The 14,973-nt window shown below is 34.0% G+C and carries 13 protein-coding genes and 1 pseudogene; 2 read left to right on the top strand and 12 right to left on the bottom strand.

Going from position 1 to position 14,973, the window contains the following annotated elements; genetic code table 11:
- Positions 1–63: 63 nt before the first annotated feature.
- Together JFU18_RS00430 and JFU18_RS00425 are read right to left on the bottom strand one after the other, a co-directional pair.
- Complete coding sequence (locus tag JFU18_RS00430; RefSeq protein ID WP_012261183.1) at positions 64–1,515, bottom strand: MFS transporter; 1,452 nt, start codon at positions 1,513–1,515, stop codon at positions 64–66.
- Positions 1,516–1,818: 303 nt separating this feature from the next.
- Positions 1,819–3,036, bottom strand: coding sequence for an aspartate aminotransferase family protein (locus tag JFU18_RS00425; RefSeq protein ID WP_137057706.1), 1,218 nt, complete (start codon positions 3,034–3,036; stop codon positions 1,819–1,821).
- 270 nt (positions 3,037–3,306) lie between these two features.
- On the opposite strand from JFU18_RS00425, the gene JFU18_RS00420 reads away from it, so the two are divergent.
- Positions 3,307–4,686: a catalase gene (locus JFU18_RS00420; RefSeq protein ID WP_201033988.1), complete on the top strand. Its 1,380-nt coding sequence runs from the start codon at positions 3,307–3,309 to the stop codon at positions 4,684–4,686.
- 66 nt (positions 4,687–4,752) lie between these two features.
- Here the strand turns inward: JFU18_RS00420 and JFU18_RS00415 are convergent, their stop codons facing one another.
- From JFU18_RS00415 to JFU18_RS00375, 9 genes and pseudogenes are all read right to left on the bottom strand, one after another.
- Positions 4,753–4,914 carry a hypothetical protein gene (locus tag JFU18_RS00415; RefSeq protein WP_176126993.1) on the bottom strand — a complete coding sequence of 54 codons (162 nt, stop codon included), beginning with the start codon at positions 4,912–4,914 and terminating at the stop codon, positions 4,753–4,755.
- Positions 4,911–5,231, bottom strand: coding sequence for a hypothetical protein (locus JFU18_RS00410; protein ID WP_002137020.1), 321 nt, complete (start codon positions 5,229–5,231; stop codon positions 4,911–4,913). Before JFU18_RS00410 ends, JFU18_RS00415 begins: the two co-directional genes overlap by 4 nt.
- A 288-nt stretch (positions 5,232–5,519) precedes the next feature.
- Positions 5,520–6,041, bottom strand: a complete 522-nt coding sequence (locus JFU18_RS00405) for a hypothetical protein (RefSeq protein ID WP_085311770.1) — start codon at positions 6,039–6,041, stop codon at positions 5,520–5,522.
- Between the two features lie 117 nt (positions 6,042–6,158).
- Positions 6,159–7,902 (bottom strand): annotated as a pseudogene (locus JFU18_RS00400) (adenine deaminase C-terminal domain-containing protein).
- Between the two features lie 329 nt (positions 7,903–8,231).
- On the bottom strand, positions 8,232–9,407 hold the full coding sequence (locus JFU18_RS00395) for a serine hydrolase domain-containing protein (RefSeq protein WP_201033990.1): 1,176 nt from the start codon (positions 9,405–9,407) through the stop codon (positions 8,232–8,234).
- Positions 9,408–9,830: 423 nt separating this feature from the next.
- Positions 9,831–10,337, bottom strand: coding sequence for a DUF3902 family protein (locus JFU18_RS00390; protein ID WP_201050184.1), 507 nt, complete (start codon positions 10,335–10,337; stop codon positions 9,831–9,833).
- A gap of 305 nt (positions 10,338–10,642) precedes the next feature.
- Positions 10,643–10,936 carry a putative quinol monooxygenase gene (locus JFU18_RS00385; RefSeq protein WP_000583822.1) on the bottom strand — a complete coding sequence of 98 codons (294 nt, stop codon included), beginning with the start codon at positions 10,934–10,936 and terminating at the stop codon, positions 10,643–10,645.
- 46 nt (positions 10,937–10,982) lie between these two features.
- Complete coding sequence (locus tag JFU18_RS00380) at positions 10,983–11,621, bottom strand: nitroreductase family protein (protein WP_088292137.1); 639 nt, start codon at positions 11,619–11,621, stop codon at positions 10,983–10,985.
- An 18-nt stretch (positions 11,622–11,639) separates the two neighbouring features.
- The gene (locus tag JFU18_RS00375) at positions 11,640–12,068 is read right to left on the bottom strand and encodes a MarR family winged helix-turn-helix transcriptional regulator (RefSeq protein WP_000204168.1); all 429 of its coding nucleotides are present in this window, start codon (positions 12,066–12,068) and stop codon (positions 11,640–11,642) included.
- Positions 12,069–12,331: 263 nt separating this feature from the next.
- Here JFU18_RS00375 and tet point away from each other — a divergent pair, with 263 nt between their 5' ends.
- A complete protein-coding gene (tet, locus tag JFU18_RS00370; protein WP_201033991.1) occupies positions 12,332–14,275 on the top strand; it encodes a tetracycline resistance ribosomal protection protein in 1,944 nt (647 codons plus the stop codon).
- Positions 14,276–14,326: 51 nt separating this feature from the next.
- Here tet and JFU18_RS00365 read toward each other — a convergent pair whose 3' ends face one another.
- Positions 14,327–14,971, bottom strand: a complete 645-nt coding sequence (locus tag JFU18_RS00365) for an alpha/beta hydrolase (protein ID WP_201033992.1) — start codon at positions 14,969–14,971, stop codon at positions 14,327–14,329.
- Positions 14,972–14,973: the final 2 nt, after the last annotated feature.

Genomic DNA, 14,973 nt, shown 5'->3' with positions numbered 1-14,973 from the left:
ACAAAAAGACTCCTATTAAACTAGGAGTCTTTTTGTGTAAAAGTCCACGTTGCTTTTCACAAATTATGCTTTTTTTCCTGCTTCAATTTCTAAAGATTCTTCATGCCACCAAAGTGTTTCTTCAGGATCCTCTTTAGCAATTTGATGTGCTTCTTTTTTCGATTCTACAGTAGGGTAAGAACCTTTTAGTGCACGTCCTGATGTTGTGACAAACAGTACACTAAACACAATTAATCCAATTACACTTACACCTGTTAAATAAAATGCTGGTGCCAGTGGATTACCAGTAGCATGAACTAAGTATGAACATACGAGCGGTGTTGTACCACCGAATATAGATACAGAAATATTAAAGGAGATAGAAAGCGCACGATAACGTACATCGGTGAAAAAGAGTGCTGGTAATAACGAAGGCAATGTTCCTTCATATACACTAAGGAAGAAACCTAAAATGAAAATACCCGCAAACATGGCTACAATATGTCCGTTACCAATTAATAAAAATGCTGGAATTGAACATAATGCTAAACCAAGTAAGCCAATTTGTACTACTCGTTTATTACCTACTTTATCACTTAATTTACCGAAATAAAGTGCCAGTGGAATCATAAGTGCCATCGTAATTGAAATAATTAATAAGCCCGTTGTTTCTTTGACTTTTAGTACTTGTGTTAAATAAGAAGGAATATACGAAAGGATCATATAGTTTGTAATGTTAAAGAAGGCAACAATTACTGTGCTTAATAAGAAGTCTTTTTTGTGATATTTTAATATATCCATAAATGAAAATTGTTCGTTGTCTTCAGATTCCTCTTGTGCTTTTTCCATCTCTTGAAAGATTGGAGATTCATCTAAATGACGTCGTAAATATAAACCGACCAAACCAATTGGTGCAGCAATTAAGAAAGGAATACGCCATCCCCAGCTGAGCATTTGCTCATCTGTTAATAATAACGTCAAAATGGTAACAATTACCGAGGCAGCAATGTAACCTGAGAGTGTTCCAATTTCAAGACCACTACCGAGTATACCACGCTTTTTATCTGGAGAAGATTCTGCGATATAAACCATTGCTCCTGAATATTCGCCGCCTGTAGAGAAGCCTTGAATCATTCGAGCAATTAAAAGTAGTATTGGTGCCCATACACCAATTTGTTCATAGGTTGGTAGTAATGCGATGAATAATGTAGAAAGTGCCATTAAAATAATAGTTGTACTTAAAACAATCTTTCGGCCGTATTTATCTCCTATTCTACCAAAGAAAATACCTCCGATTGGTCGAACGAGAAAGGCCGCCGCAAATGTACCAAATGTTAGTACAAGTTGCAAACCACTATTATCCACACCTGAGAAGAATAATTGACTTAATATTACCGCTAAATACGCGTATAATCCAAAGTCAAACCACTCCATTGCATTCCCAATGCCAGTAGCAATAACTGCTTTTTTCGCTTGTTTAGAATTGACAATATTAACGTCTTGAGGTTCAAAATTCAAATCATTATTTTGTTGCATATAGTAAAACAGCCCCTTATTTAATTTAACTTCTTTAAGCACACCTTCTCTTACTAGAATAAATTCAATACGAAGCACTTAAGGAAAAGCAACGTCTCCTTATCTGTTATTATTGTTTCACATAATTAATTATTTGTCCAACGAGATGCTTCCTAGATTAAGTAATTTACTATTTTAAAAAGCTGAAGAAGGCGCTATACGAGTACCTTTTTCAGCTTTTTATTTTAATATCTAAATTTATTTTTTCCACCCCTATTTTCTTCCTATTTGAATTAAAAATAAGGTGCTTTTTTATAAAGTTTTTTAAACACTCGCTATAGCTGATAAGCTATGAATACAGGAGATAAACTCATAAATAAATGCATCAATTTCTTCTTTAGTAATTATATATGGAGGAAGTAAACGGATGATGTTCCCTTGTGTAACATCAACTAACATTCCTTTCTCCATTAGCTCCACCTGTAATTTCTTAACATTTTCATTCTTATCATTCAAACTAATTCCAAACATCATTCCAGCATGACGTACTTCCTGAATATAATAAGAATTTTCTTTCTGAATTTCTTGCAATTTATCATTTAGATAGTGTGATGTTTCATACGCTTCTTGCATTAAACCATCGTCAATCAATGTATTTAAAACCGTTAACCCTAAAGCCGTTCCCATTGAAGAATGAGCAAACGTTGTGCCGTGATCTCCTGGTGCAAATACATCACATAACTTTTCACCTACAATAATTCCGCCAAGCGGTATCCCGCCTCCTGCTCCCTTACCAATTTGAATAATATCCGGTGTAATATTGAAATTTTGATAAGCAAATAGTTTACCAGTTCTCCCCATACCACTTTGAACTTCATCAACGATAAGAATGACATTATATTTATCACATAAGTTTTGAACACCATGTAAATATTCACCCGATAAAGGGTATATCCCCCCGCTACCTAATACAGGCTCTAGCATAATCGCAATTGGATTTTCTTTAACAATTGTTTCTTCTAATTGCTCTATATTCTCGCGCTCTACTTCATATACAGGAATCGATGTTTTAGGGAAATTTTGATATACACTTTCTTGTCTCGTAAAATGAAGTGCCCCTAACGTACGCCCGTGGAAGCTATTCTTCAGCACTACGATTCCTTCACGTTCCTCATGCGTATTCGCTCTATATTTATCAATTAATTTCAACGTTGTTTCTGTCGCTTCCGTACCAGAGTTTGTAAAAAAGACTTTTCCATTTTTTAAAGAGCAATCAACTAATTTCTTTGCATACTCAATCGCAACTGGGTTTAAAAAATGAAATGGGAGATGCAGAGATTTCGTAACTTGTTCCATTGTCGTTTGCACGATTTTCAGGTGATTATACCCTAATACGTTCACTCCGACACCAGAAAATAAGTCTACATACTCTTTACCATCCACATCATAAAGCTTGCACCCTTCTCCTCTTTCTATTGCAACCTTCGTACGACAATACGTAGGCATCATATATTCTTTATCTAATTGAAACCAATCCGACATTTTAAATTCCTCCTAGTTATTTTCCCTGTTTATTTATGTTCATTCTCTATAAAGTCATGTATAAATTCATTTTTAAGATTGTAATTTTAATAGTAATTTTCTTCCCGATATTCATTTTTCCATAATTTCTTCTATTTCAACAGGTCCACTACATACACGTTTTTTTCATCTAGCGGTCTGTTACTATTTTGAACTTTGCGTGTCATACATAATCAAGGCTATAAAATCATATTTAGTAACAATGGAAAAAAAGATTTGGAGGCTATATCGATGGATGAAAACTATGATAAACAGAGACAATCTTTACTAGGAAAAGGCTTTAATGAAAATGGAGAACGTAATGAACAAGCTAAACTTCACTCTCAAACAGTTGGTTCACGTGGACCTATTTTAAAGCAAGATAATGTACTGCACGAGGCGTTACAAGAATTTATTCACGAAAAAATTTTAGAAAGACCTGTTCATGCAAAAGGATTTGGTGCATTCGGTTATTTTCAAACGATATATCCGATGTCTGAACATACAAAACTAAGCTTTTTACAAAATTCTAATGAGAAAATTCCTGTTATGGTTCGATTTTCATTAGCTGTTAGTACGAAAGGAACACCTGATACTTCTAGAAATGTACGAGGTTTTGCTACAAAATTTTATACAAAAGAAGGCGTATTTGATCTTTTATGTAATCACCTTCCTGTCTTTTCTGTTCGTGATCCGATGCGTTTCCCTGAAACTATTAATGCGTTATTGCCTTCACCTAAAAATAACTTAATAGACCCTGATAGATTTTGGGATTTTGTTGCTAGAGCACCCGAATCCATTCACTTTGTTGTCCGTTTATACTCTGATGCTGGTACGGCAAAAAGTCTTCGCCACATCCCAGGACATAGTGTAAATACATATGTTTGGAGAAATGCTCAAGGTTATCGAAAGTATGTAAAGTATCATTGGTATCCATTTGAAGGTGTGCAATTCATTACTAGTGAGGAAGCAAATAAACTAGCTGCCGAAAACCCTGATTATAGCGGGAAAGATTTATACGATGCAATTGAGGCTGGTAAAGCAGTGGAATATGGTTTATATGTCCAGCTCATGGATCCTAAAGATGAAACACACCTTTCTTATGACCCTTTAGATGATACAAAAGTATGGGATGAAAAGGAGTATCCTCTTATACCAGTAGGCAAAATGGTATTAAATAAAAATCCTGAAAACTATAAAGAACAAGTAGAAAAAGTCGCTTTCTCCCCTTCTAATTTACTAGACGGTGCAGAACTATCAGATGATAAAATGCTACAAGGTCGTGCTAACATTTATAGTGATTCTCAAAGAAGAAGAATTGGACCCGAATTTCGTAAATTAGCGATCAACCAACAGCAAGATTGGACACCTGCTAATCAAGCAACTAGCGGTGACGGAAGATACGTTGAAGGAAAACTTGAAAGAGCTTCTATAACTAAGAAAGACGACTTTGGGCAGCCTGGTGAATATTATGCGAAGTTATCACAAATTGAAAAAGAACATCTTGCCGAAAACTTAGCTAGTGATTTGAAAGTTATCTCCAATGATATAAGAAAGGTAGTTTTAGGGTATTTCCATGAAGTGTCAGCTGATTTAGCAAAGAGGATTGAGAGTACGATGCAAAGGCTTTAATAATAAAAAAAACGTCATTTTCAATGATGAAAATGACGTTTTTTATGGCGAACTTATTTGTGATTTCTATGATAAATTCAGGCTATCATGTGAAGATTTTGTGTATGTCGGAATTACCGGTGCAGGTGTATCTCCTCGATTTGCATATTGAATAAATTGGGACCCACCAAAAGCGACTGTTCCAATAAATACAATGCCCATTAAAAATATTTTGACTTTTTTTATCATTTTAATGCCCCTTTTTCCATTGATTTTTTTTGTGACACTGTACTTTGATAAAAATATTCACTAGCTTTTCGATAATTATTTTCTTCATGAAATCTTATTGCAAGTTTTTCAGTATATTCATAAACAGCATCTAATAGATTATTCTGTTCAAAATATTGAATACCTTCAATTACAACCTTCTCTAGTTCATTTGTATTTGATAATTTATTCATTTGTTCAAGGATTAAAAATCTATGGAGGTATTCTTTATTATCAATTTCCTTACTGACATTTATTCCGCGATTAATAAGCTCTTCTGCACGCAGAGTTTCTCCCAACTTAAAGTGTGCTTCAGCCTCTGAAAAAAGTGCACGTACATGATTTCCTCATTTGTATTTGTCATCACACTCTTCCCCCTCTTTCTTGTATAATAACTATATTTTATCTCAACCTAATACTAAGCGACTTATATAATATTTGATAAATATATTTTAGAAAATTCAGTTAATTAAACTTTGAAATTCTGTTTAAAACAAAGACAAGCAACCATATTTACAAAACTAATATGATTGCTTGCTTTTTATCATTTATTAACAAAAACTATTCCCTTCAAGATTTTCATTACATCATTTTATATTATGATATTCATTTCTCTTTTCCAGATAATCCTTTTCACATTGTAACGGCTTGTATTCCACGATTTTCCCTTGCTTCTTTTTCGTTTCGGTAACAATCCATTCCCCTTTTTCAAGGTTTAGGCGTTTCATTACATTAGTATCGTCTATTTCTTTATAAAGTAAAAATGCTTCTTGCGCCTTCACAAATAATCTAGGCTCTCCCCTATATCCACCACTATCATAAACTTTAGTTAGCGAATTATAATAAGAATCATTTTCCCTTCCGCCATACATCAAATGCGCAGCCTCTAGGTCTCTTTTACTAATTTCCCAAAAACTATTTTCATCAATCTTTAAATCAAATGTAGATATAATGTCATTCATAATGTTTTTCACATACTTTTCATCACGAATTTTACTTTCTTCCAGACAATCTGAAGATAACCTTGGTGCATTTGACTGAGAATGTACCACATGCTGTATAGATACGCACAAAATAAATACACTTAAAACATACAATAGTTTTTTCATATTTAAGTATCACCTCAAATGATTTAGATACTATATTATTTGTTTTTGAGGTAATTCTATTCTTATGCTGTAAATAATAAATCCCCTATAAAATTGATTTTTATAGGGGATTTATATTTAACATTTAATCGACGTAGCAAGTACCTTACCACTTTTCACATCATATAAACCAACTGGTGTCACTCTAATGAAAGGTAGATGAGTCGCTGAAAAGAATAGTATTGTGAAAGTCTGGATCGTTAAAAGAATAACCTCGCTCTTGCAGTAATTCCACCATTTTTTTCTCTTTCTGTATTAATTCACTCATTTTCAAATTAGACATAATCCCGAGCAATGGTAATGCAATTTCGTGTAACACTTCATTTCTTTCAGCTATTACCATTCCCCCGCCAAGCTCTTTTACTCTATGAAAAGCTGTAAGCATATCTTCTTTCCTTTTTCCAATAAGAATGATGTCACCTGTACCGGAATAAGAGCTAGCAAGACCTCCTAATCCATTCGCAAAACCTTTCACAACTGTATTCACTCGCCACGTCCCGTCACGAGCAATCATCATAAGGAAACATTCATCATGCTCAATAGAAAGTTCTTCACCGTTTAAGTCGATTTCAGTTACATATGGTTTTGAAATAACATCATTTAATAATTTTATACCTGTTGTTTCAGAAAAAATCATATCTTCTTTCTTTAAAGACCAGTCTAATGATAATGGAGTTACTTTGAATTTACTCCAGTCTATATGTAATGATGCATTTTTGTTTATTCCGTCACGCTTCATCCATTTCCCCTTTGCAATTACACTTATTGGAATCGGATTTTCTTTACTTTCCAAAATATTAATATTTGCAATTCTTCCTGTCGCGATCGCGCCGTGTAAATGCTCCATATTATAATAACAAGCAATGTTATAGCTTGCCATATTATAGGCATCAATTACTGGTATTCCTTGCTTTATCGCGATTTCTATCATCCTATTCGTCATTCCGTTTTCATAAAATGACGGATGTGAACCATCTGTTGTGAACATGAATCTATCAAATTGCTTGACACCTAATTCCAGCAATTCTTTCAGTAAAACTTCTAAATCTGGACGTATGGAAGAATTCCTAAGAGAAACCGTGTAACCTTGCATAAGACGAGCGAAAGCTTCCTGCCCTGTCATCGCTTCATGATCGCAATCAGTACCTAGTAACTTTAACTTCGCTAACGTTGATTCAGACGCACCGGGAAAATGACCTTCTACTTTTTTCTGTAAGTGCTTTGTTTCCTGTACCCAATTTAACATCTCATCATCGCCATTTAATAGTTTTGGCCATGCTGTTAACTCGCCGCCCTGAAGAACATCTTCATGCTTCAGCCACTCCATTATTTCTTCACTATTAAATAAAGATTCCCCATTTTGTAGTTCAGTCTGTCCATCAAAACGACACCACCAATACATACTTGCCGGAATCTTTTCAAATTCATCTAATAAACGAAATGCTTCTTCACGTTGTAAGGTAAAAAATAAAGTTAAATTATCATTAATAAAAGTTGTTGTCCCAAACTGCATCGCATGAGTCGCTAAAGTTTCTGGATTATACAATTGATATGGATGTGCATGCGGTTCAATGTAACTAGGAACTACATACTTTCCATCACAATCAATCACTTCACATTCGTGTAGTTGCTCTGGTAGTTTTTCTCCTACATATATAATGCGGTCATCATAGATCCAAATATTTGCTTGCACCCACTTGCGCATATAGGAATTTAAATATGTTGCATTCTTGAATAAAATGTGCGGGCTTCTTGTGCCATCTATTACTTCAACATGTTCTCGTAATTGTGTGTTACTCCATCTAAACTGATTTTGTCCCAATGTATTTCACTCCACATCAATTTACTTTTATTTATTAAAACAAAAATAATTAACTAACTAAAGTATTATCCATTCATAACTCCCCTGTATATCCCCTATACCCTTTATTATATGGAATAATTACAAAAATAACAATTTTCAAAATTCATAATATATCTCTTTGATCCAAAATAAAAAAGATATCATGCAACTGACATCTTTTTTATACTAGACTATAAGATTGGATTACACTTGTATCCGTATTTATGTTCTACATATACTTGATTGCTGCCATACCATGAATGCTAATACTGTCCTTTAAAGCAGTATCTCATTCGCTTTCTTTTCATCTATTTCTTAAATTCAATTTGCATCATTTTATTAAACTGCGTATTAATATCAATCGCACCTAAAGAGTTAATACTAATAGCCAATGTATGTTTGCCTCCCATTACTCCGCCAACAAAAGTTGTAAATCCAGGAATTGCCCCTCCGTGACCCCAAATTGAAACACCGTTTGAAAGTTTCGTCTCATAGATCCCAAGGCCATATCCATCACCAACACCTTTTCCTTCTATAGGAACTGTAGTAAGCATTTCTTTTAGCTCACGTTCTTTCAGTAACTTACCACCAAGTAAAAATGAAAAGAATTTGTTTAAATCGTCCGCATTAGAAATCATATCTCCAGCTGAATTAGCTAAACTCGGATTATAATAAGTCATGTCTTTCAATTCACTTGTTTCGTCTATTTTCATATACCCACGAGCATGATCCTTTCCTGGAATAACGGGTGAATTCCCTGGTAAAAACGTATTTGACAGATCCAAAGGTTCAATAATTCGCTTTTCAATTTCTTCCGCATAACTATTTCCAGTTATTTTTTCAATAAGCATTCCCAATATTACGTATCCTGTGTTTGAATACAGCCATCCCTTACCTGGTGAAAAATCTGGAGGTAGAGAAAGTCCTATTTTCACTATTTCTTCTGCTGTAAACGTTTTTCTCGAATTCATTATGTCAGCATCTTTTGACTTTAAGTATTCAGCTATACCACTCGTATGATTCAAAAGTTGACGTATCGTAATTTGATTGCCATCATACCCATTACCTTGAATGAGACCCGGTAGCCACTTTTCAATTGGATCGTCAAGTTGCACGCGATTTTCTCCTACTAATTGAAGAACAGTCGTAGCGGTAAAAGTCTTCGTCACACTCCCAATCCGAAAACGATAATCCGATTTCATTGTTTTCTTTGTATTTAAATCCGCGACGCCAGCAGTATAACTACTAATCTTTCCATTGTTAGACGTCTTCGCTAATATTCCTGGGGTTCCAAGCTGTACTGTTTCCTGCATTACTTGTTTCCAACCATTCCGATTCTTTTGATCATGTGATTGTGACGGACTAGATAAATTTTGAACAGACTCTGCTTTCACAGTAAAACCTGGTGTGAATAGAGTAGTACCCGCTAATAAAATTGCTAAACTTGCTAAACTTGCTAACTTAATTGAATTACATTTTTTCATAAGGCTCCCTCTTCTCTATTAATATCGGATTAATTCAAGTTATACTTTAATCCTATATGATAAAACTCTCTTTTTCTTATCCATTTCTTACGAAATACTTACGTTCAAATTTTGATACGATAAACTGAGAAAGAGCTATGCATGAAAATAAAAAGGGCATATAAAATAAGGACAGCCACTTAACTGCCCTTATTTTCATTTCACCTCGTCTTTATTATTTTTAAGATGATTCATTAATTGTGTTCGTTTCAAAGGTACATATATGTTTGTTCCAGTAACATATCTTTTTCCCAATCGAATTATCTTATAAATTTAAGGAGTTTATATTAAGATTAACAATAAAAAAGAACGTGTTTTCAATTTATCAAAACACGTTCTCTTACATACTTAAAACCCTATATCAACTTTTCATTTCATTCACTTTTACCACCCTGCACTAGCATTCATACCATTTCCAATAATAGTAAGAAATAGTGGCCACAATACTGGTCCTAACGTAAGAAGTAAATTTAGAAGTATAAGTAATCTATATACCCCGGGGAAATTTTGATCTTTACGATTTACAAATATTAAAATAACTAATAATATTATGGTCGTTAAAAATAAAAGTAGAGTTAGCAACCAATACCAAACCATTAAACTGAGACTCCATGGTGTTAATAGCTCGTGTATTATACCAAATATGATTCCTAATACTCCAAAACTAAAGGTAGTAACTGTTGATTTTATAAGCACTATATTTAATGTTTTTTCGTATGTATTTTTACAATATAAATCTATTAAAGTGTATAAAGATAAATATGCCATTAATACACCTACCCAAGACAATAACCAGTCTCCGCCTCCTCTAAATAACATGAACAGCAACCGACACATCCCTACTGCAGAAAAAGTAAAGGAAATAAGTATGCTTTTCAATACCGGTTTCATTATATTTTCACACCCTTAAAAATAAATTATAAGTTTTTACTAAACTCATGTAATTTTTTATTAACATGCTACCCATTAATCGTTTAGCTCTAACGTATCCTTTTTTCATTCTATATTAATAAAACAAAGATATACTCATGAACAATTAAAGAAGCAATACTCTACAAAGAGTTCCATATAGCTTGTATATTCTTTTTCCATTGGTAGAGATATTAAAAAATTAAGTATACATTAACATGCAATTAAATATAAGTAAATAAAAAAGATGACCTCAGCATACGCCAAAGTCATCTTCTATAACCATATTATTTTACTAGTTCACCGCTATAAACCTTTATATCAAGCGGAGCAGTTAAAAACTGTGATGCTTTACTAACGAAAGATGTGAAGTGTTCACTCGTATTATGACTCGCAACTGCTGCTTCATCTTTCCATACTTCTACCATCGTATAAACACTTTCTTTTTCAGTATCTTTATATAAATCGTAAGATACATTTCCACTTTCTTCTCTTGAACCATGAAGTAGTGGCTGAATTTCTTCTAAAAATGATTGTTGTTTTGCTGGATCTACTTGAAATATTGCGTGAATAATAATCATGGTGTTTCCCCTCTCATATCTCACTTATTTCTGTTTTGTTATAAAATTACTTCCACTCAGCAACTTTTTCAATTGGAAGACGTACTGATGGATAACCACTGTCAGCAGCTTTTCCGATTGAAATTAACATAACTGGTACGTGACGCTCTTTGTCTAATCCGAAAGCTTCTGCGATTTGGTCTTTTTCAAATCCACCAATTGGGCAAGTATCATAGCCGTGAGCACGTGCTGCTAACATAAATTGCATCGCTACAAGACCACCGTCAATTAGTACAGTATCTTTCATTACTTCTGGTGTAACCATTGAGAAGTAACCTGAAAGTTTTTTCATTTGATCTTCTTTTACTTCAGCTGGCATAAGTCCGCGCTCTACTGCTGTACCGTAAATTTCTTCTGCGTTATCAAAGTTGTTTAAGTCACCAAATACAGCAATCATCGCTGAAGATGTTTCTACTTGAGATTGATTGAATTTCGCTAGTGGCGCAAGTGTTGCTTTTGCTTCGTCACTTTCAATAACAAGGAATCTCCATGGTTGCATGTTTACTGAAGATGGTGCAAGTGTTGCTTCTGTAAGAATTTCAGTCATTTCTTCTTTGCTAATTTTCACTGAAGAATCGTACTTACGGATTGAACGGCGTCCTGTTAAAATTTCGTTAAAATCATTTGTTTTTACTGAGTTAGTCATAGTTGTATTCTCCCTTTTTTAAAGTTCTTTTATATTTTCTTGAATGCGGTCTAACATCGTTAAAAGATTGTCGCGTTCTTCTTCACTTAATCCTTTAAATGCTGAAGTAGCGAAGCGCTCTTTTTCCTCTTGATACACTTGAATTTTATTTCGTCCCTCTTCTGTAAGAGAAACTAACGTAATTCTGTTATCATCTGGATTTTTACGTCTTGTAATCATTCCGTTTGCTTCCAGCTGTTTTAAATGCCTCGTAATCGCGGCATTATCAATATTCACTTCTTGCTGAAGTGCTTTTTGACTAATTTCATCTACTTCATATAACTGAAGTATGAGCTCTAATCTAGACTGACTCATACCCGTACACCCTTCAAATTTTGAACTTACTTCTTTGTTTAGAAAGTGTAATTTATATAAAATTATTGCTTCTTTTGAGCATGAACTTGTCAAACTACCCCTCCTTTACATCCAATACAAAAAACATTTGATGCATCAATAGTTGATATGTCAATTAATATAATCTATATCGATTTAGAATGCAAGCATTTTGTTTTTTTTATTTTTTCCAAATTAAGGCGCTTTGTCGCGTTACAAAAAATGTAAATTACATTATAATAGTAATAATTTAAATGACTGGAGAGTGATTGTAATGCGGCAATACACAAATAGAAATGAGGAAATGAAAATGGAAAATGAAATGAGGATATTTATATATGACAACAATAAATATAGGGATTGTCGCGCACGTAGATGCTGGCAAGACGAGTTTGACTGAACGTATTCTTTATGAAACGAATGTGATTAAAGAAGTTGGCCGAGTAGATAGTGGCAATACGCAAACTGACTCAATGGAATTAGAAAGACAACGCGGAATTACGATTAAAGCATCTGTCGTTTCTTTCTTTATTGATGATTTAAAAGTAAATGTTATTGATACACCTGGACATGCTGATTTTATCGCTGAAGTGGAGCGATCATTCCGTGTTTTAGACGGTGCCATTTTAGTTATATCTGCCGTTGAAGGTGTGCAAGCACAAACGAAGATTTTAATGCGGACATTACAGAAATTAAACATACCTACTATATTATTTGTTAATAAAATAGACCGTAGTGGCGCAAATACTGAAAAAGTTGTGAAACAAATAAAAGAGCTTCTTTCAAATGAAGCATCCCCCTTCTATTCTGTAGAAAACGAAGGTACAAAGGAAGTACGGATTATTGAATATAAATCCTATGACGATTGTATTGAACGATTAGCACCATTTAACGAATCATTGCTTGAGTCATATGTAAATAACGAAATAATACCGGATGCACTATTAAGAAAAGAACTCGAAAAGCAAATACAGCAAGCAAATGTGTTTCCTATCTTTTTTGGTTCAGCAATGACAGGTATAGGAGTAACTGAATTACTTAAAAATATTTCAGCCTTAATTCCAGCTACTAAATCGGCACAAGATGAAATATTATCCGGTGTTGTTTTTAAAATTGAACGTGAATCTTCTGGCGAAAAGATTGCTTACGTAAGACTATTTTCTGGTTGTTTACACGTTAGAAAATATGTTGATATACAGCGTGGAGAGTCTCTACCACATAAGGAAAAGATTAAAAAAATGTGCATGTTTCATAATGGAGATGCCGTTCAATCTTCTACTGTTCAAAGCGGAGAGTTTTGCAAAGTGTGGGGACTTACGAATATTAAAATTGGTGATATTATCGGTAAGCGGACGGATTATATAAAGGATCTTCACTTTGCCGAACCACAAATGGAAGCTGCTATTGAAGCAGTGCCTAAAGAACGAATTCATGATTTATACGCTGCACTTATGGAGCTATGCGAAGAAGATCCTCTCATTAAGGTTTGGAAAGACAATGTCCATAATGAACTATACATTCGCCTTTTCGGTGAAGTGCAAAAAGAAGTTATTGAAACAACACTTTATGAAAAATACCGTCTACAAGTTACCTTTTCAAACACGCGAGTTGTATGTATTGAAAAACCAATTGACTTAGGGAATAGCGTTGAAGTAATGGGTGAAAAAGAGAATCCTTTTTACGCAACAATTGGGTTCAAAGTTGAACGTGGCGCGCTTAACTCTGGCATAACGTATAACTTAGGTGTTGAACTTGGATCACTACCTTTAGCATTTCATAAAGCGATTGAAGATACAGTATTTCAAACGTTAAAACAAGGTTTATTTGGATGGGAAGTTACGGACATTATCGTCACATTAACACATACCGGCTATGCCAGTCCTGTTACAACAGCGAGTGACTTTAGAAATTTAACACCGCTCGTATTAATGGATGCTTTAAAACAAGCCAAAACATGTGTATTTGAACCAATAAATGAATTTGAATTAACTGTTCCAGAGCACGCAATTAGTACCGCAATGTATAAACTAGCTGCTATCCCAGCAACTTTTGCAGAGCCTACGTTGCATAATGATTCTTACCATTTAACAGGATCATTACCTGTTGCAAAAACAGAGGATTTTAAACGAATGCTCCATTCATTTACTGAAGGAGAAGGTATCTTTATAACAAAGCCAACTGGTTTCACAAAGCTGACGGCTCCCTTCCCTACTCGAAAACGTGTTGACTTTAATCCGCTAAATCGGAAAGATTATTTACTTCATGTGTTGAAGGCTTATTAAATAAAAAAGAGGTGCAAATTGCACCTCTTTTTGCCTGTATTGAAACTTAAATTAATTTGTCCTAACAACTTCTTTAAGTTTTTCTATTACTTTCGCTATAGCTTCAATTGAATTTTCCGTTTCAAATTCCCCAATATTTACAGAATGATTTGCGTTCTTCACAACCTCGATTTTTAAATTCGATTGATCTAATTGCTCAATTTGACCTGCATTGTATTGATGATCTTTATCCCCAATTACTAAAATCCCTTCGTGACGACTATGTAAGATCGAATCAAAAATCGAATCAACAGTTAGTAATGGTGTAAGCAATATCATTTTTGAATGTGCAAATTCTTCTCTCTTCAATAAATCATTCGCAATTGGGATTGTTCCGAGTGATTTTCCTAAAAACATCGAATCGTTGTATTGTCCATTTCTTAGCACTTCATTAATGATAGGATTAATATCATCCACCATTACTTTCGTTACTTCTTCCATTGGTTTTTCCATTAATTGTCTATCGTAGGAATAATGAATATGTACTACATCTATTTTATTTTCAAGCATAAGCATCGTTGCATAATAAAATAACGGCTTGTCATAATTGTAGCCTGAACCTGAGAACATAAAACAAATTGTATTAGAACCTTTTTCGATATGTGTGTAACGAATGACTTTATCATCTATATGTATCTCTTTTTTAGTCCCCTTCACCG

Origin of the sequence: Bacillus sp. TH22, from assembly GCF_016651015.1 — a bacterium.
In the GTDB taxonomy this organism is placed as follows: domain Bacteria; phylum Bacillota; class Bacilli; order Bacillales; family Bacillaceae_G; genus Bacillus_A; species Bacillus_A mycoides.
Note: the sequence above shows the minus strand (reverse complement) of the source record. Positions and strands in the feature narration are given on the sequence as shown.